The organism is Pseudoalteromonas sp. PS5 (assembly GCF_004103255.1).
In the GTDB taxonomy this organism is placed as follows: Bacteria; Pseudomonadota; Gammaproteobacteria; order Enterobacterales; family Alteromonadaceae; genus Pseudoalteromonas; species Pseudoalteromonas peptidolytica.
In genome coordinates, this window is record NZ_RCSQ01000037.1 from 1 (window position 1) to 25,351 (window position 25,351).

Below are 25,351 nucleotides of genomic sequence, written 5' to 3' on the forward strand. Positions count from 1 at the left end.
AGTATTAAGTCAAATTGGTATCCGCACGTTCTTACCCTCAGTCACTGAACATAAAAAAGGCCACCCATTTTGGTAGCCTCTTATAAGTCGCTCACTTTTACCCTCAAGTATTAAGCCGACTTTGGTATTGCAAGCGGATCCGAGGTTTACTCAGCCGCTTTCGATACCATCACCATAGCAGGACGCAATAAACGGCCATTTAGAGTGTAGCCTTTTTGCATCACGGCTAGCACTGTATTTGGCGAAACGTCGTTACTTGGCTGAATAGACATAGCTTGATGTAATTCGGGGTTGAACGCTTCACCTTGAGGGTTTACAGCCTCAACGCCAAACTTTGCCAACGCATCAGCAAAAGACTTAATCGTCATATCGATACCTTCCAACACAGGCTTAAGCGTGTCATTTTCTTTGTCAGAAAACTCAATCGCACGCTCTAGGTTATCAATGACGGGTAGCAATTCATTTGAGAATTTTTCAAGTGCGAACTTATGCGCTTTTTCAACATCTTGAGCTGCACGACGGCGTACATTTTCTAGCTCTGCTGCGGCGCGAACTACGCTGTCTTTTTGCGAGTCAATGGTCTGCTTAGCCGTTTCTAGCTGCGCATACAAGCCAGCAATTTCTTCTTCTGGGCTCAACTCACTCACATTTTCAGCTTGTTCTGATTGTTGCTCTTGTGCTTCAACCGTTTCTGCTTCCACTTGCGTTTGTTGTTGTTCAAGCTCTTGCTCTGTGGCTTTTGTCTGCTCAGACATGTGATTATTCTCCGATTCTTTACAACTGCGGTAATTATGGGGATTGAAATGAGAGTTTCAACCCTTTACTGAGGCAATTTTTTGAATTCAGTTAAGATTGCCTCAATCTTCGAGTCTGCGGGACAAATCGCGCAGAAACGACTTTGATATTGTCCTTTAGAAAAATAGGGCACACTTAGTACAACTACCCGACCTAAATCAAGCATACTCAGCTCCCCCCCCAATAATACCGATACGCCATCTTTAAATGCTAAGCGATCTTCAACCTGCTCTAAAAAACCAACGCCAATGTTAATTTCTTTATCCAGTTCTAGGCGGTTATATAAATAACGCTCGCCTACAACAATCGCGTTGTCAGAGCCCAGTTGCTGACTTAATTGCTTTGTCCACTGTGCCAAAATATGATGACAGCTTGGTGGCGCACTATGCGCCATCGCCCGCATCCGATGCAGTCCTTCAACCAAGTTCTGTTGGCTAAACACGGTATTCATCCACGCTGCAAACTGATAACGTAACGCGTCGGAGTCATCAACGGGTTTATCAATACAAATATTGTGAGACTGCCCAGCCCTGTCTATTAACAGCACCAACCAATTTTTGCGATCAAAATCGAGTACTTCTACACGAAACATCTGCTTGCTGCTAACTTGTGGTAAACCAACGCAGCAACAGACCTGAAAGTTTTGGCTTAGTAAATGGGCAAACGAAACAATCGCTGACTGGTCAGGTTGCCAATGTACAGCCACGTCAGTCAGTGGGAAAAACTCTTGTAACCAAAATTTTACCCCTTGATCCGTCGGTACGCGTCCAGCTGAAGTATGCGGTGAATATAATAAGCCCTTATTTTCAAGGCGTGCCATCGAATTGCGTACAGTAGCAGAGCAAATAGAAAGCCCATCTTGCTGTGCAATTTTGCTTGATGCAACAGGTTGGCCATCACCATTACAGTAATGACGCATAACCGCGCACAGAATTTGTTCATCTCTAGGATTCAGTTTCATAAATATTTTAATATGGGTGTCAATTGTCAGTTTCAAGCACTACGCTTTTAAGATAATCTTGCTATAAAAATATCAAGGACAAATGACTGAATGACGACCACGTTTAACACTATCGGCTTAATTGGCAAACCCAACCATGAGGGTGCGGGAACGACCTTACAACGACTTTATACTTTTTTGCAAGCATTAGGATATGAAGTACTCGTTGAAGATCGTGTCGCTGATCAGATTAAAACCCTAGATGAAACGTGTGTTGTCGAATTAGTTGAATTAGGAAAACGCTGCGATTTGGCAATTGTTGTAGGTGGCGACGGTAATATGTTAGGTGCAGCAAGGGTACTTGCTCGCTTTGATGTTGCTGTGATAGGGGTGAATAGAGGAAACCTCGGTTTTTTAACTGATCTCAACCCCGAAGGGTTTGAAGCGCAGTTAGAGGCGGTACTAAGTGGTCAATTTATTGAAGAGTCCAGGTTTTTATTAGAAGTTTCCGTATACAGGCATGACCAACTCAAAAGTGCAAATTTAGCAATGAATGAGGCGGTGCTTCATGCTGACAAAGTCGCGCACATGATTGAGTTTGAAGCCTTCATCGACGATGATTTTGTGTTTTCTCAACGTTCCGATGGTCTGATAGTATCCACACCAACGGGGTCAACGGCTTACTCATTATCCGGTGGCGGGCCTATTTTGACACCCGAGCTTAATGCCATGTCATTGGTTCCCATGTTTCCCCATACACTGTCTAGCCGGCCACTTGTTGTTGATGCTGACAAAGAAGTTAAATTAAAGTTGAGCTTGGAAAATACCGATAGCTTACAGGTAAGTTGTGATAGCCATGTAGTACTTGCTGTCTTGCCCGGAGATGAAGTGGTTATAAAAAAAGCAGAGAAAAAGCTTAGACTTATCCATCCTAAGTGTTATTCCTACTACAATGTTCTTAGGCAGAAATTAAATTGGGGCAGTAGGCTTTACTAAGTACATAAAGTTACGCAAAATAACCTTGGTTAATTTTCTAAATTAGGTAAAAAATAATAAAATGGCTTACGTTGTATTTTTCACATTAGCGCTGCTTATCACTATACTCTCCGTATATTTAGTGATTGAAAACAATAGAAGAAAAGCCCGTGAAGCTGAAAAAAAGGCCTTTAATGACCGTCTTAAAGTAATAAGCAACCACTTTAAACAGAAAGTAGCAGAGTTTGTAGAAGCAAAGATCTTGCGGCCCAAATATGCCCCGCAGATCAATGCAATTGTCGGTAATTTTTTTGTTGTGCAACCGCACTCTGAGGAAAACCTCGCTCAACTCGAAAAAGTCAGTGAACTATTCATTTATTCAGTCACGAACGAGTTAAATAAGTGCAGACAAAACGGCAATATAGATTTACTTGCCGAACAGCTACAATATTTTGTTGCAGAGTTGCCAAACGCAGGGATCGCATATAATCGCGATTTTTATCGTGAGATTTTACCTGCACTCATTGCACGTATTCAAACACCAGACACCCCCACTACTTTGCAAGATGATGAAGCCGAAAACATCCAGAACCCAGCAGTGGAAGCGCCAGAACCACCGACGCAACAAAAACAATCAGCTCCGGCTATGAAAGAACGCGCACTCAGCTGAATACACTTAATAGTGTCGCTTAATATCTGAAAGAAATTTTATGATATAAGTTGCTAAACACCAAAATACTGTATAAATTAACAGTGATCATTTGTTAAGGTGTACAGTATGCTTTTGGCTCTGAATATTCAAAATTTTGCTATTGTTAGTGCGCTAAATATCGACTGGCATTGCGGTATGACCGCAATAACTGGTGAAACAGGCGCTGGTAAATCTATCGCTATTGATGCGCTTTCTCTTTGTCTTGGCGAGCGAGCTGATCCTGCAGCAATCCGTCCGGGCAGTGAAAAAGCCGATATATCAGCTCAGTTTGATGTGTCTCAGCTCCCAGAAGCTAAGCGTTTTCTTACCGAACATATGCTAGAAAATGAAGAAAATGAATGTATTCTTCGTAGAGTGATCAGTAAAAATGGGCGCAGTAAAAGCTATATCAACGGCTCACCTGTCACGGTTGGTCAACAAAAAGAGCTTGGGCAGCACCTAATTGCTATTCATGGGCAGCATGCTCATCAGTTGTTATTGAAGCCTGAATATCAGTTACAGTTACTAGATGCTTATGCTAATCACACCACGCTCTTGCAAGCAGTTAAGGGACAATATAGTCACTATCACAAGCTACAAAAAGAATATGTCGATCTTCAAAAGTCACAACAGGCACAAGCAGCAAAAAAACAACTTCTTGAATATCAAGTCGCTGAGCTTGATGAGTTTGCTTTACAAGAAGGTGAATATGAAGATATTGAGAGTGAACATTCACGCCTAAGTCATAGCCAAACAATTTTAGAACAGTGCCATCGCGAATTATCTCGTCTATATGAAAATGACGAGCAGACTGTATTATCGCAACTACAGCAAAGCGCTCAAGTATTTTCTGAACTTACCAGCTTTGATAAAACCCTTGAAAACATTGCGCAAGTGCTTGATGAAGCAGCAGTTCAAGTAGAAGAAGCCAGTAGAGAGATCCGCAGTTATTCCGACTCAGTCGAGCAAGATCCGATGCGACTACAGGAGCTAGAAGATAGACTTTCACAAGCCTTAGATTTGGCAAGAAAACATCAAGTTCAGCCTGAGTTGCTCTATCAACATCACCAAGCACTGCAACATGAACTTGAGTCTATTACCTCTGACTCCGCAAGACTCGATGCGCTAGAAGAAGAAATAGCTGAAGCGATTAACGCCTACAACCAAGCTGCTCATGGATTAAGCCAAAGTCGCCAGCAGGCCAGTGCATCTCTTAACGAGCGTATCTCTGCGAGTATGGAAGAACTTGCAATGGGCGATGGCCAGTTTGAGATCCAGTTAACACCTAACCTAGGTGGAAAGCCGAGTCCACTTGGATATGATCACATTGAGTTTTATGTCTCTACAAACCCTGGACAGCCTTTACAGCCTATGGGGAAAGTCGCCTCAGGTGGAGAGCTATCGCGGATCAGCCTAGCCATACAAGTTATTATCGCAACACGCGTCACCACCCCTACTTTGATTTTCGATGAGGTGGACGTCGGTATCTCTGGGCCGACAGCGGCAACAGTAGGTAAATTACTGCGCCAACTTGGCCAGTCTACACAAGTAATCTGCGTTACGCACTTACCACAAGTAGCGTGCAGTGGTCACAACCAATTTTTTGTCGCAAAGCGAGTTGAAAATGGTGAAACCTTTACCAAAATGACGCCGATGGCACATAACGAACGTATCGATGAGATCGCCAGATTAATCGGTGGCGATAGAATAAGTGATACAACAAGAGCGAGTGCAAAGGAACTATTACAAGTACAAAGTGCGTGAATGCCACTTTTGACTTGAACGATTTATCATAAAGATAACTGGAGAATAAGTGCAGCGGTAACTTTGCATTGTGTGGCATGACTAACGATATACGTAGTTATGCCACTCTGTATGTAAAAACTGAGTTGTGCATTTGGCTATGGCCTTTTCTAGGCTAAGTGGTGATTTACTTTGAGCCAATGCCTTTAGATAGCTTTGTCTTTGAGATATTTCGGTTAAAACTTGCTCCTCTCCAGAAATTGGATTTCCATGGGAGAGTAGTAACGTTAGCTCAGCGTAGCTTTTTAATTTTTCAAGAGAATCAAAATGTGCTTGTGCGCCACTAATATGAACAGCTGGCAAAAGTGCTTCAGATTTATTTGACGTCATAATGTCATCAGCTACGTGGATGTATTTATCATTGATGATGGTATACAAACCACACTCCACATGCCCAGAAATAAACTCAAATTTAAAATCGAACTCACCGAAATGCAAAACCGAGTTTTCATTAAGCTCGTTGAGCCCCTCAAAATAATGATGCTTAGTTTTATCTATATATTTATTTAGTGTATTTTTATAATGGTGATTTCCATATAGTTCTGGCATTGCAAGCGCTGGCAGACCAGAGATATGATCCGGGTGGAAATGAGAGAATAATACCTGCGTAATATTAATACCCTGACTGTTTAGATCTTCATGAACAGCTTTTCCATGTGCTTCAAATCCGGTATCAAGGAGCATAGCCGTGTTGTCTTCAATAAAAGCATAAATATTATAGCCAACATGATCCCCTTCAAATGGTGGAAATTGATAGAGGTACAAGTTTTTAGTTATTCTGAATTTTTGCATTTGTTATTTTTCATTCCTTTCTATTCTTTTTTGTACGGAGTATAGTATGAGCATTATAAAAAAACCATACTATAATACCAAATTAGCCTTAATACTTGCGCAGTTTTAAGGGAATAAGCCTGACGCTAGCTGTGTTGGAAACTTCTTATTTTAATAACTAAAGAGCAAAGGTTTTGTCTTGTCTCCATGGATGTTGGTACTTCGAAGGTAGCAGGACTAGGTAGCAGTGCTATCGATAAGATTTTCTGGCCTAAAAATAGATTGATTAATTAACGTACTTGGTATTAATTCACTGATATTCATCTCTTAAATTACTGAGCTTTAGAGTAATAGCCTAATTAAAAAACGTAAATAAAAACCCCAGTTACAATGACTGTAAGTGGGGTTTATGAACGACAAAAGTTATTTCGTCAGCTATATCTATTTACTGAATTAAGTGTTCTATTTTAGGGTGAGAGCGCTTGGAACTAACTGGGTAAGAATTATACTGCTTAGTTGTTCTAAGAGAGCTTTGAACCGAGTTAGCCGCCAATTTACGCCTTCAGGTTGAGGCAGCGCCAAGACAAAATAGGTCTTATACTTCCAAGTAATCCAAAATACCTTCAGCGGCGTTTCTACCTTCAAAAATAGCAGTAACTACTAAATCAGAACCTCGAACAGCATCACCACCAGCAAAAATCTTTGGGTTACTTGTTTGATGAGTAAATGCACCTTTTTCTGGTGCCACAATACCACCCCAGTGATTTATTGCCACATCATATTGCGCTAACCAATCAAGGTCATGAGGTTTAAAACCAAATGCCATGATCACGGCATCAGCTTCCAGTATGTGCTCTGAACCCGCTACAATTTCGGCACGTCGTCGGCCATTGGCATCGGGTTCACCCAGCTGCGTATTGACCATTTTTACACCACTTACTTTACCAGTATCGTCAACTTCAATACCCACAGGTTGCAGGTTAAATTTAAACTCCACCCCTTCTTCTTTGGCGTTTTTCACCTCACGTACAGACCCTGGCATATTCTCTTCATCACGGCGGTATGCGCAAATGACAGATTGTGCGTTTTGCCTAACTGAAGTTCTCACACAGTCCATTGCCGTGTCACCGCCACCTAACACAACAACACGTTTACCAGCCATATTTACATAGCTATGCTGTGTTTCGTCATAGCCCATGACGCGATTGGTATTGCCAATCAAAAAAGGAAGCGCTTCATAAACACCATCGGCATCTTCATTTTCTAGATTGCCCTTCATGCTTTGGTATGTCCCGACTCCTAAAAATACGGCATCGTACTGTGACAATAGCTCGTCCATTGAGATATCTCGACCAACTTCAGTGTTGAGTTTAAACTCTACGCCCATTTCAGTGAAAATCTCACGGCGGTTTTCCATAACCGACTTTTCTAATTTAAATGACGGGATCCCAAAGGTTAGCAACCCCCCAATTTCAGGGTTACGGTCATAAACTACGGCTTTGACACCATTGCGAACCAAAATATCAGCACAACCGAGCCCAGCAGGCCCTGCCCCAATAATAGCTACTTTTTTGTCTGTCCAAGTGACGTAGGATAAGTCTGGTTTCCAGCCTTGTGCAAACGCTGTATCAGTAATGTACTTTTCAATATTACCGATAGTGACAGCCCCAAACTCTTCATTAAGTGTACATGACCCTTCACAAAGTCTATCTTGTGGACAAACTCGACCACATACCTCGGGCAAACTGTTGGTGCGATGAGATAACTCTGCAGCTTCAATAATCCGGCCTGTACGGATTAGTTTAAGCCATTGTGGAATGTAATTATGTACCGGACATTTCCACTCGCAGTAAGGGTTTCCGCAATCTAAACAACGGTCTGATTGTGAATGTACTTGTTGCTCTGAAAACGGCTCATAGATCTCAACAAAAGATTGCTTACGTGTAGAAATAGGCTTTTTTCGCGGATCTACACGTTGTACATCGATAAATTGGTAAACGTTCTCGCTCATTGCTCTCTCCTACTGCGCCTGAATTCGTAGCTCAGCGCTACTACGCGCTCGGTGGCCAAGTAAACTATTTAGATCGCTCGACTTTGGCTTTACCAGTTTAAACATTGGTAAATACAACTCAAAATTAGCTAAGATCTGCTCAGCTCGGGTTGAACTGGTTAAATCTAAATGCTCTGCAATTAAACCGCGTAGATGCTCTTGGTGCGATGCCAGCGCTTTGAGGTCGACCAACTCGACCAACTCAGGGTTGATGCGCTTATCAAAATCACTCTCTTCGTCAAGTACGTAGGCAAAACCACCGGTCATACCTGCCCCAAAGTTAACGCCAACTTGACCAAGCACACACACCACGCCTCCCGTCATGTATTCACAACCATTATCACCAAGGCCTTCGACGACGGCTTGTACACCTGAATTCCTCACCGCAAAGCGCTCTCCAGCGCGACCTGCTGCAAATAACTTACCGCCTGTTGCACCATACAAACAGGTATTACCGATAATTGCGGCTTGATGTGAAGCAAAACTAGAGCCAACCGGCGGGCGAATAACCAACTTACCACCAGCCATACCTTTGCCTACGTAGTCATTTGCATCTCCCACCAGCGTCATTTCAAGACCACCCGCATTCCAAACTCCAAAAGATTGTCCCGCAGTACCATGTAGCTCAATAGCTACCGGATCAGCGGCCATACCTTGATTACCATGTTTACTGGCTATATAGCCTGATAGCATCGCACCAATTGCTCTATCTGTATTGGAGATCCGGCTAACCAACGAGGTACCTGTCATATCATCTATTGCTGATTTCGCCTTCTCAAGCAAGCTTTCGTTTAATGCACCACTATAGTGTGACGGGTTAGTATGCGTGCAATATAAAGCTTCATTTGATGGATTATTTGGCTTCGCTAATAACGGAGTTAAATCTAACTTTTTCTGCTTCGCTGTATTTCCTTCAATCACATCAAGTAAATCTGTCCTTCCTATTAAGTCTGTTAATTTAGTAACACCAAGCGATGCCATAATTTCGCGCGCTTCTTGTGCAATAAACTTAAAGTAGTTCATCGCCATTTCAGGCAGGCCGTGATAATGTTTTTGACGCAACGTATCATCCTGTGTTGCAACACCCGTTGCACAATTATTGAGATGACAGATCCTGAGATATTTACAGCCGAGTGCAACCATAGGACCTGTACCAAAACCAAAGCTTTCTGCACCAAGAATAGCGGCCTTGATAATATCTAACCCTGTTTTTAGACCACCGTCGGTTTGCAGCCTGATTCGGTGACGTAAACCATTTTCAACCAATGCTTGTTGAGTCTCTGCAAGTCCCAGTTCCCAAGGACTACCTGCATACTTCACTGATGTCAGTGGGCTTGCCCCTGTGCCGCCATCATAGCCCGCTATGGTAATAAGGTCGGCATATGCCTTGGCAACACCAGTCGCAATGGTGCCGACACCTGGTTCTGAAACCAGCTTGACCGAGATCATCGCCTCTGGATTTACCTGCTTTAAGTCAAAAATCAGTTGTGCTAAGTCTTCAATAGAGTAAATATCGTGATGTGGTGGCGGCGAAATCAAAGTAACACCTGGAACTGAATAGCGAAGTTTCGCGATGTAAGGCGTCACCTTTTCACCTGGTAGCTGACCTCCCTCCCCCGGTTTTGCGCCTTGAGCCACTTTAATTTGAATAACATCAGCAGAGCGCAAATAATGCGGCGTCACGCCAAACCGCCCAGACGCAACTTGCTTGATACGGGAATTCTTTTCAGTGCCAAAACGGAGCTTGTCTTCGCCCCCCTCACCGGAATTTGAGCAGCCACCAAGATGATTCATAGCAATAGCCAGCGCTTCGTGCGCTTCAGGAGATAATGCACCGATACTCATTGCTGCGGAGTCAAAACGCTTATAAAGCTCTGTTGCTGGTTCCACTTCCTCAAGATCAATTGAGTTCTGTTCCGTTTTGAGCTTTAACATATCTCGTAAATTGGTGACGGGACGATTATTTACAAGCTCTGCATATTTTATATAGTCCTGATAATTCCCCGAACGCACCGCTGTTTGTAACGTTTGTACAACATCTGGATTGTAGGCATGGTACTCACCACCATGTACGTACTTTAATAGACCACCATGTGATAATAACTTGCGTCTACTAAACGCGAGTTTGTTTAGCTGTTGTTGTTCTAATGCAAAATCATCAAAACATGCACCTTTAATACGGTTTGCAACGCCGTTGAAGCACAACTCTACCACTTCATCAGACAAACCTACGGCTTCAAATAACATCGAGCAACGGTAGGATGCAATTGTACTGATCCCCATTTTCGACATGATTTTGTATAAACCTTTATTTATAGCGCCACGATATGACAGTGTAACTTCCCGATATGATTTTTGAATGACCTTCTTGTCACACATATCAACTAGTGTTTCATATGCTAAATAGGGATAAATTGCGGTGGCACCAAAGCCTAGTAATACAGCAAATTGGTGGGGATCTCGAACACTGCCGGTTTCAACAATGATATTTGCATCACAACGTAGGTTTTCATTCACCAAACGTTGTTGTATTGCCCCCACAGCCATAGCAGCTGGTATAATGTGTTTTCCAGCTGCTATGTCTCGGTCGGTTAAGATCAACATAACGCAACCACTACGTGCTTTTTCTGTTGCTTCCTTACAAACTCGTTCAATAGCTGCGCGCAAGGACTCCTCTGCATTATATATTAATGAAATTTTGCAAGCGCAATAATGGTCATCATCTGCATGCAGCAATTGCTGCATGTCAGAATACGTTAACACTGGAGAAGCAAATTGTAAGCGTTTAGCGTGACCTGTAGTCTCGTTAAAAACGTTTTGCTCTCGGCCAATACAGGTAGCCAAAGACATAACATGATTTTCACGCAGCGGATCTATGGGCGGGTTTGTGACTTGCGCAAATTTTTGTCTAAAGTAATCGAAGATTGAGCGGTGCCCCTCAGACAAAACAGCAAAAGGTGTATCATCTCCCATTGAGCCTGTTGCTTCTTGGCCATTTTCACCCATCACACGAATAACTTGATCTAGCTCTTCATTTGTGTAACCGAACTGCTTTTGGTACGTTACCAAGGTCTCATCATCTAGATCGCGTTTACCTGATGCTTGCTCATCTAACGCTTCAAATGGCGTTAACCGTTTTACATTCTGCTCAAGCCAAGTCTTATAGGGGTGTCTGGATTTCAGATCTTGATCAATTTCATCGGACTGCCAAATCTTGCCATGTAAAGTATCGACCACCAATAACTCACCTGGTCCTACACGGCCTTTTTCAATGACTTCGTCAGGTGCATAATCCCAAATGCCCACTTCAGATGCGAGGGTAATAAACCCGTCTTGAGTGATCACATAGCGCGCGGGTCTTAGGCCATTACGGTCGAGGTTGCAAGCAGCAAAACGACCATCTGACATCACTATCCCAGCGGGGCCATCCCATGGCTCCATGTGCATAGAATTAAAATCATAGAATGCGCGAAGATCTTCATCCATAGCGCGGTTTTTCTGCCATGCGGGAGGCACAAGCATACGCATTGCTCGAAACAGATCCATCCCACCCGCTAAAAACAGCTCTAACATGTTGTCTAAGCTAGAGGAATCAGATCCAGTCTCATTGACAAACGGCGCTGCCGTTTGTAAATCAGGTAATAGCGGTGAAGCAAACTTGTAGGCCCGAGCACGCGCCCACTGACGATTGCCTTGAATTGTATTGATCTCACCATTGTGTGCTAAATAGCGAAATGGTTGAGCCAAAGGCCATCGAGGCTGAGTATTGGTTGAGAAGCGTTGGTGAAATACGCAAATAGCACTCGTCATACGGATGTCAGCAAGATCAGAATAGAAGTTAGGTAAATCCACTGGCATCATCAAGCCTTTATAGATAGTCACCAAACCAGACAAACTGCAAATATAAAATTGCTCGTCCTGCTCCAAGCTTTTTTCAATCCGACGCCTCGCAATATAAAGGCGTCGCTCTAAATCTTTAGGACGCCAACCTTCTGGCGCACCGATAAAAACTTGCTTAAACTCAGGTAATTGTGCTTTGGCAATAGGGCCAAGCATGGATGGATCAGTTGGTACTTCACGCCAACCAATCACCGTCAGTGTTTCTTTTTCTAATTCTTCACAAATGACTTTTTCTGCCGCTGCTGCTAGCGCTTCATCTTGATTTAAAAATATCATGCCAACCGCATAGTTTTTACCTATGTGCCACTCATTTTCGGCAGCAATAGCTCGAAAGAAGCTATCTGGTTTTTGCAACAATAATCCACACCCATCACCTGTTTTGCCATCGGCAGAAATACCACCACGGTGCTGCATACGGTCTAAACCAGTTATGGCTGTTCGGATCAGTTTATGGCTCGGCTGTCCGCTCACATGCGCAATCAAACCAAACCCACAGTTATCTTTTTCTAATTTTGAGTCATATAGCATAGACTCCTCCCCTTGCTACAACGGCCAGCCCATGACGGTACGACGAAATGCTGGCAGATACTCAAAATTAGCCTTGATTGAAAGTAGAGTCAACACAAAAATGAATATATATTCATTAAGTTGAATATTTCTCATTGGTAATACAAGTTACCCAAATCAATCAAAATTTATCATTTTGAAAATATTGAATATAAATTTGCAAAATGACACCGGTATCAACAAGTGTGTAATGGCCACAAGATCCACACAAGTAAACGTTTACGTAAACGTTTACGTAAACATAACCAAAATTAAAACATGAATAAATATTCACACAATTACTATAAATCAAAGACTGGCTAACAAGCACCACATGAGAATGGCTATATAAATATGCAGCGGCAAACCTGTTTTAGTTGACGTACACGTCAACTAAATAAACAAAAGTTGGGTCGAAATTGAAACGCGTAATTGTCTAGTGAAGGGATCAGGCGATTAATAAACGAGTAAAAGTATAAAAAGGGAGGAAGTTAACCAAAAAAGTTAGGGCGGCAGAGCTTATGCTCTGCAGGTATGACATTATTCAGCCGCTGCATCATCTTTTTTATACTTAGCAGCTGTTTCTGAGATTAGTGGTTGAAGCTCACCTTTTTGGAACATCTCAATAATGATGTCACAACCACCAATCAGCTCACCTTCAACCCAAAGTTGTGGAAAGGTAGGCCAGTTTGCATAATGCGGTAGCTCTGCACGAATATCAGGGTTTAGTAGTATATCTACATACGCAAACTGCTCACCGCACGCCATCAAAGCCTGAGATGCTTGCGAAGAAAAACCACAGTTAGGGAGTTTAGGAGACCCTTTCATATAAAGAATAATTGGGTTTTCTTCGATCTGTTGTTTAATCTTATCAATAGTTTCCATTAGTTACCTCAAAATGACGTTTTTCCGATATTTATGTACAGCACGCTAATATCGGCACTTTAGCTTGCTACTCACTATTACAACACACATTAGTAAACCACTACGCCAGCCGCACGATAGGTTAGAAGCAACGGTATAGCGCCTAAACTGAGCTCATTTATTGCCCATGTGAAGGCTGCTATTCGGCATCGGTTCACAAAGAATATGTATTATAAGTCATTAAGTCACTGGCACGCATTGCTGTTTGCCAAAACTTGAGTAAAATAGTCAGGAATTATAGTATCACTATAAAAGCCAATGGTATAGAAAAGTGGGCTAATGTTAGCTTGCTTTCGTATGAGTTGTTGGCAAATCAACCAAAAAAATGGAGATTAATATGGCATTTGAACTACCGTCACTACCTTATGCACTAAACGCACTTGAGCCGCACATCTCTCAAGAGACGTTAGAATTCCACCACGGCAAACACCACAACACTTATGTTGTAAAGCTAAATGGTTTAATTGAAGGTACTGACTTCGAAGGTAAATCACTAGAAGAGATCGTTTGTAGCTCTGAAGGTGGTGTTTTCAACAATGCTGCTCAAATCTGGAACCATACGTTCTACTGGCACAGCTTAGCACCAAATGCAGGTGGCGAACCAACAGGTAAAGTTGCGGAGCTAATCAACGCGAAATGGGGCTCATTTGCTGCGTTCCAAGAAGCTTTTAATGACAAAGCGGTAAATAACTTTGGCTCAAGCTGGACTTGGTTAGTTCAACTTGCTGACGGCTCTTTAGATATCGTAAATACTTCAAACGCAGCTACGCCGCTGACTGAAGAAGGTGTTACACCAATTATCACAGTTGATCTTTGGGAACACGCTTACTATATCGACTACCGTAACGTCCGTCCTGAATACCTAAAGGGTTTCTGGGCACTTGTTAACTGGGACTTTGCAAACAGCAACCTAGCTTAACATCAACTATCATCATTGATGCAATAATGAGGGTGCTTAGGCACCCTTTTTTGCGCCTGTAATTCAACATTAATACATAAAAAATCTAGTTTTTTTTGGGTATTATTCATATCACGACTAAGCTTTAAGTAACCTTTCCTAATCTATGATCCGCAATCCATACAAGGTAGCTTACTGGAGGTCGTTATGACAATCTTTGAACATTATCAGGCCAGATATGAAGCCGCGCAAGAAGAAGAGTACACTATCGCGGAATTTCTTGAAATTTGTAAAAATGATAAATCAGCCTATGCCAGCGCCCCAGAGCGACTATTAATGGCGATTGGCGAACCGGAGATGATTGACACATCTAAAGATGCGAGGCTAAGTAGACTGTTTTCCAATAGAGTAATAGCAAGATACCCTGCATTTAACGAGTTTTATGGCATGGAAGACGCTATTGAACAGATAGTCTCTTATCTCAAACACGCAGCCCAAGGGCTTGAAGAGTGTAAGCAGGTGCTCTATTTACTCGGTCCTGTTGGTGGGGGTAAGTCTTCTATCGCCGAGAAATTAAAATATTTAATGCAAAAAGTACCGGTGTATTCGCTAAAAGGCTCACCAGTTAACGACCACCCACTTTGCCTGTTCAGTCCTCAAGAAGACGCTGACTTGTTAGAAAAAGAGTACGGGATCCCTACCCGCTATATTAAAACTATTATGTCGCCATGGGCTACCAAACGCTTACATGAGTACAACGGTGATATTACTAAATTCACTGTTGTAAAGCGGTATCCATCTATACTTGACCAAATAGCCATCGCTAAAACAGAGCCTGGCGATGAAAACAACCAAGACATCTCAGCGCTAGTGGGTAAAGTAGACATTCGTAAGCTTGAACACTTTGCTCAAAATGATCCTGATGCCTACGCATATTCAGGTGCACTTTGCCTTGCAAACCAGGGGTTAATGGAGTTTGTTGAGATGTTTAAAGCCCCCATCAAAGTGCTACACCCGTTATTAACTGCAACTCAGGAAGGAAACTATAACGGCACGGAGGGTATTTCTGCACTTCCCTTTAGTGGGCTGATCCTTGCGCACTCTAACGAATCTGAATGGCAAACCTTCAAAAACAACAAAAATAACGAAGCGTTTTTAGACCGCGTTTATATCGTTAAAGTGCCTTATTGCCTACGCGTATCAGAAGAAGTAAAAATCTACGAGAAGCTCATAGAAAATAGCGAATTGCGGCAAGCTCCATGTGCCCCTGGCACGCTAGAAACTTTAGCTAAATTTTCGGCACTGTCACGGATTAAAGAGCCTGAAAATTCAAGTATTTATTCCAAAATGCGAGTGTATGATGGAGAGAGTTTAAAAGATACAGATCCCAAAGCTAAGTCTTATCAAGAGTATCGTGACTATGCGGGAGTAGATGAGGGGATGAACGGTCTCTCCACTCGATTTGCCTTTAAAATACTTTCACGCGTCTTCAACTTTGACCACAGTGAAGTTGCAGCAAATCCAGTTCATTTGTTTTATGTATTAGAGCAACAAATAGAGCGAGAGCAATTTAACGCAGAAGTTCAGGAGCGTTACTTGAGCCACTTGAAAGGCTATCTTATTCCTCAATATGTTGAGTTTATTGGTAAGGAATTACAAACAGCATACCTAGAATCGTACTCTGAGTATGGACAAAATATATTTGACCGTTATGTAACCTATGCAGACTTTTGGATCCAAGATCAGGAGTACCGAGATCCAGACACTGGTCAGTTGTTTGACCGCGCAGCATTAAATGCAGAACTTGAGAAGATCGAAAAACCCGCGGGTATTTCAAATCCAAAAGATTTTCGAAATGAAATCGTCAATTTTGTCTTGAGAGCCAGAGCCCACCATAATGGTGATAATCCGGTATGGACTAGCTATGAAAAGCTAAGAACCGTTATTGAGAAAAAGATGTTTTCTAATACAGAGGACTTACTTCCTGTTATTTCATTTAATGCAAAAACCTCGGCTGAAGACCAGAAGAAGCATGAGGATTTCGTCAATCGCATGGTTGACAAAGGCTATACCCAAAAACAAGTTCGCTTACTCTCTGAATGGTATTTAAGAGTAAGAAAGTCTCAGTAACTTGTAAGCATTAAAGAGGGTGTTATATGGCGCATTTTATTGATCGCCGTCTTAACGGCAAAAATAAGAGCACTCTGAACCGCCAGCGTTTTATCCGCCGCTACAAAAAGCAGATAAAAAAGGCGGTATCAGAGGCGATTAACAAACGAAGTGTGACTGATGTCTCAAGTGGCGAAAGCATTTCTATTCCACAAAGAGACATTAGCGAACCTACTTTCCATCAAGGTAAGGGGGGAGATAGAGAGCTTATTCACCCTGGTAATGATCAATTTTCTACAGGTGACAAAATTCAGCGCCCGCCTTCCGGTCAGGGAGGTGGTGGTGGTGAGGGCGAGGCAAGTGACCAAGGGGAAGGCCAAGACGATTTTGTTTTCTCTATTTCTAAAGATGAATATTTAGATTTATTGTTTGAAGATTTAGAGCTGCCTAACCTGCAACAGAGTCAGTTGGATAAACTGATGCAAATGAAAACACATCGGGCGGGCTTTTGTAACGATGGTATGCCAAGCAACTTAGACATTGTACGAAGTCTAAAAGGCTCTATGGCACGACGCATAGCCATGACATCAAGCAAAAGGCGCGAATTAAAAGAGTTAGAAGAGGAATTAGCCAATTTGTTAGCTGAGCCGGTGCCTCCGCAACAAAAAATAATTGATATCGAGCAACGTATTGAAATATTGAGAGCACAAATTGCTGCGGTGCCTTTCATCGACAATTACGATCTGCGTTTTCGTAATTACGAGCGACGCCCCCACCCCACCAGCAAAGCGGTTATGTTTTGCTTGATGGACGTATCTGGTTCTATGGATCAAGCGACCAAAGATATGGCAAAGCGTTTTTATATTTTGCTATATCAGTTTTTAACCCGAACATATAAAGATATAGAGGTGGTATATATCCGCCACCATACTCAAGCCAAAGAGGTGGACGAGCAAGAGTTTTTCTATTCGCAAGAAACGGGGGGTACTATCGTCTCAAGTGCACTGAAGCTAATGGATGAGATTATTCAAGAACGCTACGCGCAGGGCGACTGGAATATATACGCAGCACAAGCTTCAGATGGCGACAATTGGGCAGACGATTCGCCGCAATGTACTCAAATACTTTCAAGTAAACTGCTCAAAACTGTACGGTATTATGCTTACATTGAAATAACGACCCGGGCGCATCAAAGCCTATGGCGAGAGTATCAAGGAGTAGCTAATGCCTTTGATAATTTTGCTATGCAACACATTCGAAGCGTAGAGGATATTTACCCTATCTTCAGAGAGCTGTTCAAAAAGAACAAAGATAAGCAAAGCGCTGCATAATTTTGGGAGGTTGTGCGATGACCTATAAGCCAATAGACGATGGTCCTGATTGGACTTTTGATTTACTTGATACTTATCATCAAGAAATTGCTCGTGTAGCAGAGCATTACAGACTAGATACCTACCCTAATCAAATTGAGGTGATCACGGCCGAACAAATGATGGATGCGTACTCCAGTGTCGGTATGCCTATTGGTTATGCGCATTGGTCCTATGGCAAAAAATTTATTCAAACAGAACAAACTTACAAACGCGGTCAAATGGGACTGGCGTATGAAATTGTGATCAATTCAGATCCCTGTATCGCTTACCTTATGGAAGAAAATACTTTGCCGATGCAGGCGCTGGTTATGGCACACGCTTGTTATGGGCATAACTCATTCTTCAAAGGTAATTATTTATTCAAGACATGGACGGACGCGTCGTCTATCATTGACTATTTAGTATTCGCAAAAAACTATGTCGCTAAATGCGAAGAAAAGTACGGCATAGACGAAGTAGAAAACCTGATTGACTCTTGCCATGCGCTGATGAACTACGGCGTTGACCGTTATAAGCGTCCACAACGTATATCTATGTTTGAGGAGCAGAAGCGCCAACAAGAGCGTGAAGACTATTTACAGTCTCAGGTTAATGAACTTTGGCGCACAATACCAAAAGGCGAAGATCAAGAAACACACGACCGTCCACGCTTCCCAACGGAGCCTCAAGAGAATATCTTATACTTTATTGAGAAAAATGCCCCACTACTTGAGTCATGGCAACGTGAAATAATACGTATTGTTCGTAAAGTATCACAGTATTTTTATCCTCAAAGACAAACCCAAGTTATGAACGAAGGCTGGGCAACATTTTGGCATTACACCATATTGAACCACCTATATGATGAGGGAAAATTAAGTGATTCCTTTATGTTGGAGTTCTTACAGAGCCATACCAATGTAGTTTACCAGCCCCCTTACAACAGTAAATTTTACTCTGGTATTAATCCGTACGCATTGGGCTTTAATATGATGGTAGATATTCGTCGTATTTGTGAAAACCCGACTCAGGAAGATAAACAATGGTTCCCTGAGTTTGCAGGAAGCAATTGGCTGGATACTCTGCACTTTGCGATGCAAAACTTTAAAGATGAGAGCTTTATTAGTCAATTTTTATCACCAAAGCTGATGCGTGACTTTAAACTTTTTACTATCGTTGACAAGCAAAAATCACCGCATCTAGAAGTTGGTGCTATCCATGATGAAATGGGCTATCAGCAACTCCGCAGCGCACTTTCTGCACAGTATAATTTGAGTAATCATGAACCAAATATTCAAGTCTACGATGTTGATATCAGAGGTGATAGATCGCTAACTCTTAGATACATCCCACAGGGTGGGATCCCACTTGCAGGGTCAAAGCAAGAGGTGATAAAGCACCTTTATCGCTTATGGGGGTTTAAAGTTCGCCTCGAGCAAGTTGATGAAACGGGTAAAGTAGAGCAAATCGCACAATGTCCAGAAACCGAAGGTGAATGATACTTGGCTTATCGATTTGTTCAATTAAGTGGTGTGTTTAAGGCGATAACACCACTTAATTTCACCTCCATAAAGAGAGCACTAGGTTTTATTAAAAACAAAGGTAAATAGGTAAGCAGCTGGCTTTATACTCCAAAGCCTGAGCATGTTGTGAACTTACTTGTTTTTTAAAGTTCGCCTTAAGCCTTAATCTTGCTCTAGCCTAAGGATGTTAACTGCCCTTTCCTTTTCACCTCACGACTCGATGCCAATAACGAAGAAGGCGCCATAGTCTTGGTTTTTATGGCAGCATCTCAGGTTAGGACTCGTCTTAGGACTCGCCGTCCATTTCCTCTGAATAAACGGTTACCTTATTCCTTCCACCTTCTTTTGAAACGTACAGTGCGCTATCAGCGGCTTCAATCCATTGCTCATGCTTTTCAAAAGTTTCTTTAAAAGCTGCAACGCCTAGGCTCACGGTAATTTTTATCTGTTGCTCATCGTAGTAAATAGACGAATTTTCTATTAGTGAACGCAGTCTTTCTGCAAATGTAACCGCACCTTTGACGTCAGTATCGAGTAAAGTAACCGCAAATTCTTCACCACCATAACGTCCTGCGGTGTCCGTTTCTCTGAGGGTTTTTCGCAACAGATCGGAAATGTGGCGAATAGCCTCATCCCCTCCGCTATGCCCATATTCATCATTGATGCGTTTAAAGTGGTCAATATCGAACATTAGCAATGCACTTTGACCTTGACTGCGCTTCAGCCTTTTAAACTCCTGCTTGAGAGTTTCTTCCCAAAACCCACGGTTATGCAACTGAGTTAGACTATCCGTGCGGCTGATCTTTTCTAACTGTTTATTTAATGACTCTAGCTCTAGTTTATTGATTGCTTCGTCAGTTACGTCGTAAATGATCACACAGATATGACCGACATCGCCAGTCACGGTTGTCAGTGGAATAAAGGTGGCATTTTGATACATATAGTCCGCTTTACCCGTAATTGGCCTATAGTTTCTAAAGCGAAATATGTAAGGTTGTTGCTCCCAAATGGTGAAAGAGCGATTTTTAAGTACAAAAACGGGCTCTGCTTTTGAACGAAACCATTGCTCATCAATACTTGGAAACAAGTCGAATATATCTTTGTCTTTTACAGCGCTTGGTAATAATCCTGAATGATTCTCCATAAAACCATTCCAGATACATACCTTGTAGTCACGGTCGAGCACCACGAGGCCAACATCTACGGTGTTAAACATATCCATTAACCAATGGATTTCATTCATGTCAAAATCGGCTGCTGGCATAGTTAATCATCCAATAAGTAGGCTACTTTATATTTTAGGGTTTTCAGCGAGTCTTCCGTGAATAATAGCATCAAATCGCAATTTATATTATGGTTTTCAATGCCATAACTTATCTCTATTGCTAACGTTCGTTGCCACCTTGCTTTGTTAGCCTTTACCAGCTCAGCAACATCACAATGCTGCCCGAGCACCACTGGATGCCCCTGACTAAATGGCATATCAAGCTGCTTTGATAAACCAGTAAGAATGGCACCAATCAAGATATTACTAATGTCCATCAACAGCTCTAACTCAACTTTTGTGTTCAACTCCCCATGGTAATTCATCAAAGAAGCGATTTCCTTAAAACTAGAGTCATTTAGCAATAGCAACGCCTCACCGGAAACACCGCCGCCAATAAAACCTTGGCAAACTCCAGATGTCGTTGCGCTAGCATCTATGGCTTGTAAGGCCATGTGAAGCTCGTTAACTTCTAACACGTTGACATTCGGAATAGGTAATTCAACAAAGACGTTGAGTAACCTCGCTAGCAAATCACCGGCTTGACCCATGGCGACATTCGTTAATTCTTGATAGATATCACGAATTTCAGGGTCTATCTGCTCGCCAAGCTTATGAACCAAACTTTCTCTGATTGCTTTGTCTTTTATACCATGGTGCTCAATGATTTCAGCAAGTTTGGCGGCATCACAGGGCTTACGGATAAAATCTATCGCCCCCAGCTCAATCACACGCTGATGCGCATTAGGCTGAATATCACCAGACACCACGACGGTAAGCACGGAGAGATCTTGTTCACTGATCGCTTGCAGCACTTCATAGCCATCCATTTGCGGCATGTTTAAATCTAAGAAGAGTATCTCCGGAGAAAGCGCTTCAATTTGTTTGATACAGTCAAGTCCATTCTCCGCAAATTCCACTTTAATATCCCAGTCATCTGGCAGCGAACGCGCCAACTGCCGACGGGCAAGTTTTGAATCGTCACAAATTAGGACTAATGTAGACATACAAGCTCTCTTTCTGTTTCCCATTGCATATCGGCAATGTGCAGGGAAGGTTTAATTATATTTATGAGATAAAAGCTTAAAATTGCGACACATGTTAATAAAACAACGTCATTTTTACAATCTAAATGTCACTTAAGCTTGGTTCCTTACTGTCAGTATAATACACTCAAATCAATTAAGTTAACTTCAAAAGGAATACTTTATGCTCAAAGCGTTAGTTTTGGCGAGTAGCCTGTTTAGTGTGGCATCTTTTGCCTATGATTTACCTGAAAATACTGTCGATATGGGCAAAGTAAAAGCGCAAGGTAAAGCCGTTGTTTTACTTGGTCGTGGGGTTGAAACCGGTCAAGCTGCACCTGATTTTAAAGTCGCTGATGCTGACTTTACTCCGGTCACATTGGCTGACTTTAGCAATCGTGCGGTATTAATTAGCGTCGTACCAAGCCTAGATACAGGTACATGCAGTTTACAAACTAAACATTTCAATGAAAAAGTAGCGAGTCAATTCCCTGATGTCGCCATGTTGACTATCAGCGCCGACCTCCCTTTTGCACAAAAGCGCTTTTGTAAAGCTGAAAATATCGACAAAGTAAAAACATTATCTGATGCTGTATGGCATTCATTTGGTGAGAATTATGGCTTGCTCATCAAAGATATGGGGTTACTTAGCCGTGCTATCTTTGTACTCGATAAAGAGCATAAAGTAGTTTACAAGCAACTAGTCGAAAACTTGGCGAAAGAGCCAAACTATGATGATGCGGTATCTGCGTTGCAAGCCCTTTAGCCTGCTACTTTATAATTACTGAGTTGTTGACATAAAAAAGGCCGGACACTATATCAAGATGTCCGGCCTTTTTCTTCAGTAAGCTGAGATGTTAGCATTCAGCTTAATTAAGTGGTCTATTTTTGTAGATCTAACATGAGTTTGTTCAAACGGCTAACGAAGCCTGCCGGGTCTTTCAGGCTGCCACGTTCAGCTAACATAGCTTGGTCTAGCAGTACTTCAGCCCACTGACCAAACTTGTCTTCGTCTTGCTCATTATTTAAGTGCTTAACTAATTGGTGTTCTGGGTTAAGCTCAAATACAGGCTTAGACTCAGGAACAGCTTGGCCCACTTGCTCCATTAGCTTTTGCATTTGCGAGCTCATGTCGTTGTCATCAGCTACCACACAAGCTGGAGAGTCTGTTAGACGATGCGTGAAGCGAACTTCTTTTACCTTATCACCAAGTACGGTTTTCACACGTTCAACTAGACCTTCAACTTCTTTTTCACTTTCCTCATGTGCCTTCTTAGTTTCTTCATCATCCATATCACCAAGGTCTAAGTCACCACGAGTAATTGATTGAAGTTGCTTCTCGTCAAACTCAGTCAAGTGGCTCATCATCCACTCATCAACACGGTCGCTCAATAGCAACACTTCAATCCCTTTCTTACGGAAGATTTCAAGGTGAGGAGAGCTTTTCGCTGCTTCAAAGCTGTCAGCCACAACATAGTAGATCTTGTCTTGGCCTTCTTTCATGCGCTCAATATACTGTTCAAGCGACACATTTTGCGTCTTTTCGTCTGTATGTGTAGAGCTAAAACGCAGTAATTTTGCAATGGCTTCTTTGTTTGCAAAATCTTCTGCTGGGCCTTCTTTAATTACATTACCAAACTCATTCCAGAATGTTTGATAGTCTTCTGGTTTGTTTTTGCCCATACGCTCAAGCATTTTGAGTACACGAGACGTACAGCCCTTACGAATAGCTTGCGTGATCTTGTTATCTTGTAGGATTTCACGAGATACGTTAAGTGGCAAATCGTTAGAATCTAATAAACCTTTAACGAAACGTAAGTAGCTTGGCATAAACTGTTCAGCGTCATCCATGATAAATACACGCTGTACATACAGTTTAAGACCGGCCTGACGTTCACGGTTGTATAAATCGAATGGCGCTTTTTTAGGGATATAAAGTAAGCTAGTGTACTCGGTTTTACCTTCTACTTTATTGTGAGCCCATGAAAGCGGTTCTTCCCAGTCATGACCAACGTGTTTGTAGAATTCTTTATACTCTTCTTCACTGATCTCAGATTTGTCACGTGTCCAAAGTGCTGTCGCTTTGTTAATTGCTTCCCACTCGCCAGGCTGCGCTTCGATTTTTTCACCGTCAGGACCTTCTGACTCAGGAACTGGGTCTTTGTAAAGTTCTACCGGAATAGAAATGTGGTCTGAGTATTTAGTCACAATACCGCGTAGACGATACGTTTCTAGGAACTCACTTTCTTCTTCACGTAGGTGTAGTGTGATTTCTGTACCACGTTCTACTTTTTCAACTTCAGCAATGGTAAAGTCACCTTCGCCTTGTGATTCCCACTCAACCGCTTGAGACTCGCCAGCTTTACGAGTACGTACAGTCACCTTATCAGCGACAATAAATGCTGAGTAAAAACCAACACCAAACTGGCCAATCAATTGTGAATCTTTTGCTTGATCGCCCGTTAGGTTTTTAAAGAAATCGGCTGTGCCTGATTTTGCAATAGTACCTAATGAACTGATCACTTCATCACGCGTCATACCAATCCCATTGTCTGAAATGGTGATGGTTTTAGCATCTTTATCAGCGCTAAGGCGAACACGTAGCTCTGCATCGCCTTCGTAAAGGTCGCCATTTTGCAATGCAAGGTAACGTAGTTTGTCAGCCGCATCTGAAGCGTTAGATACTAATTCGCGTAAAAAGATCTCTTTATTTGAGTATAAAGAGTGGATCATTAGGTTTAGTAATTGTTTGACTTCTGTTTGAAAGCCTAATGTTTCTTTTTGAGCTGCGGACATTGTTCTCTCCAATATAAGCAATTAGTGCAGTGTTCTAAATCATTATGCTAGCTATATGGGGGGAGAGAACAAACTTTCAAGAGACTAAATTAAATTTTTAACATGCAGCCCTGCTTTTTTGTGAGTTTGCTTAAAAACAGGACAATAAAAATAGTTTATAGCTTTTTACGACCGCTAAACGCGTGCATTAATGTCATCCCATCAACTAAATCAAGCTCACCACCAACCGGCATGCCATGAGCTATACGTGACGCATCAACACCATATTTGTGGCAAAGTTCTGAGATGTAATGTGCCGTTGCTTCGCCTTCAACCGTTGGATTGGTCGCTAAAATAACTTCGTTAATGTTGCCGTCATTCAGTTTGCACTCTAGCACATCTAAACCAATTTCATTTGGGCCAATACCATCAAGCGGTGATAAGTGACCCATTAATACGAAATATAAACCACTATATTGTCCTGTTTGCTCGATTGCTAGTACATCTGTTGGCGACTCAACGACACAAAGTAGACCTGTATCTTGGCGCTTTATACTCAGGCATATATCGCAAATATCAACCTCACTAAAGGTACGGCAGCTGTTACAGTGGCCAATAGCCTGCATCGCATGACTCAAACACTGTCCTAATTGCGAGCCACCTTCTCTATCTCGCTCCAATAAATGAAAAGCAATACGTTGAGCAGATTTAGGTCCAATGCCAGGTAAACAACGTAGCGCTTCGATAAGCGCGGTCAGACTAGGTGATAATTGCATAAATGAGCTTCTCGTAGCTTGTTCGGTGCACATGCACCTTTAATAATGCCGAGATGATAAGGGATATTCATACTGATTTAAAGCGCGGCACGAAAAGCAGCAACAGCAAAACCTCAATCCCAAGCAATTTTTGCTTTAATAAAATCATTCGCCTTGAATTAACCACCAATTCAGCTCAAATGCTTGCAGCTGAGACATAATCACCGGACAATGGTAGCATTCCCAAAAGTAGTA

The 25,351-nt window shown here is 42.2% G+C and carries 18 protein-coding genes; 8 read left to right on the forward strand and 10 right to left on the reverse strand.

Annotated elements, in window-relative coordinates; translation table 11 throughout:
• Positions 1-146: 146 nt before the first annotated feature.
• Both grpE and D9603_RS04830 read right to left on the reverse strand, forming a co-directional pair.
• Positions 147-755 carry a nucleotide exchange factor GrpE gene (gene grpE / locus D9603_RS04825; RefSeq protein ID WP_128730479.1) on the reverse strand — a complete coding sequence of 203 codons (609 nt, stop codon included), beginning with the start codon at positions 753-755 and terminating at the stop codon, positions 147-149.
• A gap of 65 nt (positions 756-820) precedes the next feature.
• Entirely contained in the window at positions 821-1,756 is a 936-nt protein-coding gene (locus D9603_RS04830) for an HrcA family transcriptional regulator (RefSeq protein ID WP_194086950.1), read from the reverse strand.
• A gap of 90 nt (positions 1,757-1,846) precedes the next feature.
• On the opposite strand from D9603_RS04830, the gene nadK reads away from it, so the two are divergent.
• The 3 genes from nadK (at position 1,847) to recN (ending at position 5,165) form a co-directional block, all read left to right on the forward strand.
• Positions 1,847-2,731: an NAD(+) kinase gene (nadK, locus tag D9603_RS04835; RefSeq protein ID WP_125252470.1), complete on the forward strand. Its 885-nt coding sequence runs from the start codon at positions 1,847-1,849 to the stop codon at positions 2,729-2,731.
• Between the two features lie 61 nt (positions 2,732-2,792).
• Complete coding sequence (locus tag D9603_RS04840) at positions 2,793-3,380, forward strand: hypothetical protein (protein WP_125252469.1); 588 nt, start codon at positions 2,793-2,795, stop codon at positions 3,378-3,380.
• A 108-nt stretch (positions 3,381-3,488) separates the two neighbouring features.
• Positions 3,489-5,165, forward strand: coding sequence for a DNA repair protein RecN (gene recN, locus D9603_RS04845; RefSeq protein WP_128730481.1), 1,677 nt, complete (start codon positions 3,489-3,491; stop codon positions 5,163-5,165).
• Positions 5,166-5,246: 81 nt separating this feature from the next.
• Here recN and D9603_RS04850 read toward each other — a convergent pair whose 3' ends face one another.
• The 4 genes from D9603_RS04850 to D9603_RS04865 form a co-directional block, all read right to left on the reverse strand.
• Positions 5,247-5,996: an MBL fold metallo-hydrolase gene (locus tag D9603_RS04850; protein ID WP_128730482.1), complete on the reverse strand. Its 750-nt coding sequence runs from the start codon at positions 5,994-5,996 to the stop codon at positions 5,247-5,249.
• Between the two features lie 574 nt (positions 5,997-6,570).
• A complete protein-coding gene (locus tag D9603_RS04855; RefSeq protein WP_128730483.1) occupies positions 6,571-7,986 on the reverse strand; it encodes an FAD-dependent oxidoreductase in 1,416 nt (471 codons plus the stop codon).
• A gap of 9 nt (positions 7,987-7,995) precedes the next feature.
• On the reverse strand, positions 7,996-12,453 hold the full coding sequence (gene gltB / locus D9603_RS04860) for a glutamate synthase large subunit (RefSeq protein WP_128730484.1): 4,458 nt from the start codon (positions 12,451-12,453) through the stop codon (positions 7,996-7,998).
• Positions 12,454-13,011: 558 nt separating this feature from the next.
• Positions 13,012-13,356 carry a Grx4 family monothiol glutaredoxin gene (locus D9603_RS04865; RefSeq protein ID WP_125252464.1) on the reverse strand — a complete coding sequence of 115 codons (345 nt, stop codon included), beginning with the start codon at positions 13,354-13,356 and terminating at the stop codon, positions 13,012-13,014.
• A 376-nt stretch (positions 13,357-13,732) separates the two neighbouring features.
• Between D9603_RS04865 and D9603_RS04870 the strand changes: the two genes are divergently transcribed.
• The 4 genes from D9603_RS04870 to D9603_RS04885 all read left to right on the forward strand — a co-directional run bounded on the left by D9603_RS04870 (position 13,733) and on the right by D9603_RS04885 (position 19,253).
• The gene (locus tag D9603_RS04870) at positions 13,733-14,314 is read left to right on the forward strand and encodes a Fe-Mn family superoxide dismutase (RefSeq protein WP_125252463.1); all 582 of its coding nucleotides are present in this window, start codon (positions 13,733-13,735) and stop codon (positions 14,312-14,314) included.
• Positions 14,315-14,500: 186 nt separating this feature from the next.
• The gene (locus D9603_RS04875) at positions 14,501-16,423 is read left to right on the forward strand and encodes a PrkA family serine protein kinase (RefSeq protein ID WP_125252462.1); all 1,923 of its coding nucleotides are present in this window, start codon (positions 14,501-14,503) and stop codon (positions 16,421-16,423) included.
• A 26-nt stretch (positions 16,424-16,449) separates the two neighbouring features.
• Complete coding sequence (locus D9603_RS04880; RefSeq protein ID WP_128730485.1) at positions 16,450-17,733, forward strand: YeaH/YhbH family protein; 1,284 nt, start codon at positions 16,450-16,452, stop codon at positions 17,731-17,733.
• Between the two features lie 17 nt (positions 17,734-17,750).
• Positions 17,751-19,253: a SpoVR family protein gene (locus tag D9603_RS04885; protein WP_125252460.1), complete on the forward strand. Its 1,503-nt coding sequence runs from the start codon at positions 17,751-17,753 to the stop codon at positions 19,251-19,253.
• A 310-nt stretch (positions 19,254-19,563) separates the two neighbouring features.
• Here D9603_RS04885 and D9603_RS04890 read toward each other — a convergent pair whose 3' ends face one another.
• Both D9603_RS04890 and D9603_RS04895 read right to left on the reverse strand, forming a co-directional pair.
• Positions 19,564-20,541, reverse strand: a complete 978-nt coding sequence (locus D9603_RS04890; protein WP_128730486.1) for a diguanylate cyclase — start codon at positions 20,539-20,541, stop codon at positions 19,564-19,566.
• Between the two features lie 2 nt (positions 20,542-20,543).
• Complete coding sequence (locus D9603_RS04895; protein WP_128730487.1) at positions 20,544-21,548, reverse strand: response regulator; 1,005 nt, start codon at positions 21,546-21,548, stop codon at positions 20,544-20,546.
• A 202-nt stretch (positions 21,549-21,750) separates the two neighbouring features.
• Between D9603_RS04895 and tpx the strand changes: the two genes are divergently transcribed.
• Entirely contained in the window at positions 21,751-22,332 is a 582-nt protein-coding gene (tpx, locus tag D9603_RS04900) for a thiol peroxidase (RefSeq protein WP_125252457.1), read from the forward strand.
• Positions 22,333-22,448: 116 nt separating this feature from the next.
• Here the strand turns inward: tpx and htpG are convergent, their stop codons facing one another.
• Both htpG and recR read right to left on the reverse strand, forming a co-directional pair.
• Complete coding sequence (gene htpG / locus D9603_RS04905) at positions 22,449-24,362, reverse strand: molecular chaperone HtpG (protein ID WP_128730488.1); 1,914 nt, start codon at positions 24,360-24,362, stop codon at positions 22,449-22,451.
• Positions 24,363-24,517: 155 nt separating this feature from the next.
• On the reverse strand, positions 24,518-25,117 hold the full coding sequence (gene recR, locus D9603_RS04910) for a recombination mediator RecR (protein ID WP_128730489.1): 600 nt from the start codon (positions 25,115-25,117) through the stop codon (positions 24,518-24,520).
• Positions 25,118-25,351 lie beyond the last annotated feature (234 nt).

What these genes read in the sequence shown, in the direction of transcription:
- D9603_RS04840 (WP_125252469.1), top strand. Translation starts at nt 2,793, where the DNA reads ATGGCTTACGTTGTATTTTTCACATTAGCGCTGCTTATCACTATACTC.
- grpE (WP_128730479.1), bottom strand. Translation starts at nt 755, where the DNA reads ATGTCTGAGCAGACAAAAGCCACAGAGCAAGAGCTTGAACAACAACAA.
- recR (WP_128730489.1), bottom strand. Translation starts at nt 25,117, where the DNA reads ATGCAATTATCACCTAGTCTGACCGCGCTTATCGAAGCGCTACGTTGT.
- nadK (WP_125252470.1), top strand. Translation starts at nt 1,847, where the DNA reads ATGACGACCACGTTTAACACTATCGGCTTAATTGGCAAACCCAACCAT.
- tpx (WP_125252457.1), top strand. Translation starts at nt 21,751, where the DNA reads ATGCTCAAAGCGTTAGTTTTGGCGAGTAGCCTGTTTAGTGTGGCATCT.
- D9603_RS04830 (WP_194086950.1), bottom strand. Translation starts at nt 1,756, where the DNA reads ATGAAACTGAATCCTAGAGATGAACAAATTCTGTGCGCGGTTATGCGT.
- D9603_RS04875 (WP_125252462.1), top strand. Translation starts at nt 14,501, where the DNA reads ATGACAATCTTTGAACATTATCAGGCCAGATATGAAGCCGCGCAAGAA.
- htpG (WP_128730488.1), bottom strand. Translation starts at nt 24,362, where the DNA reads ATGTCCGCAGCTCAAAAAGAAACATTAGGCTTTCAAACAGAAGTCAAA.
- D9603_RS04855 (WP_128730483.1), bottom strand. Translation starts at nt 7,986, where the DNA reads ATGAGCGAGAACGTTTACCAATTTATCGATGTACAACGTGTAGATCCG.
- D9603_RS04870 (WP_125252463.1), top strand. Translation starts at nt 13,733, where the DNA reads ATGGCATTTGAACTACCGTCACTACCTTATGCACTAAACGCACTTGAG.
- D9603_RS04885 (WP_125252460.1), top strand. Translation starts at nt 17,751, where the DNA reads ATGACCTATAAGCCAATAGACGATGGTCCTGATTGGACTTTTGATTTA.
- D9603_RS04895 (WP_128730487.1), bottom strand. Translation starts at nt 21,548, where the DNA reads ATGTCTACATTAGTCCTAATTTGTGACGATTCAAAACTTGCCCGTCGG.
- gltB (WP_128730484.1), bottom strand. Translation starts at nt 12,453, where the DNA reads ATGCTATATGACTCAAAATTAGAAAAAGATAACTGTGGGTTTGGTTTG.
- D9603_RS04880 (WP_128730485.1), top strand. Translation starts at nt 16,450, where the DNA reads ATGGCGCATTTTATTGATCGCCGTCTTAACGGCAAAAATAAGAGCACT.
- D9603_RS04850 (WP_128730482.1), bottom strand. Translation starts at nt 5,996, where the DNA reads ATGCAAAAATTCAGAATAACTAAAAACTTGTACCTCTATCAATTTCCA.
- D9603_RS04890 (WP_128730486.1), bottom strand. Translation starts at nt 20,541, where the DNA reads ATGCCAGCAGCCGATTTTGACATGAATGAAATCCATTGGTTAATGGAT.
- D9603_RS04865 (WP_125252464.1), bottom strand. Translation starts at nt 13,356, where the DNA reads ATGGAAACTATTGATAAGATTAAACAACAGATCGAAGAAAACCCAATT.
- recN (WP_128730481.1), top strand. Translation starts at nt 3,489, where the DNA reads ATGCTTTTGGCTCTGAATATTCAAAATTTTGCTATTGTTAGTGCGCTA.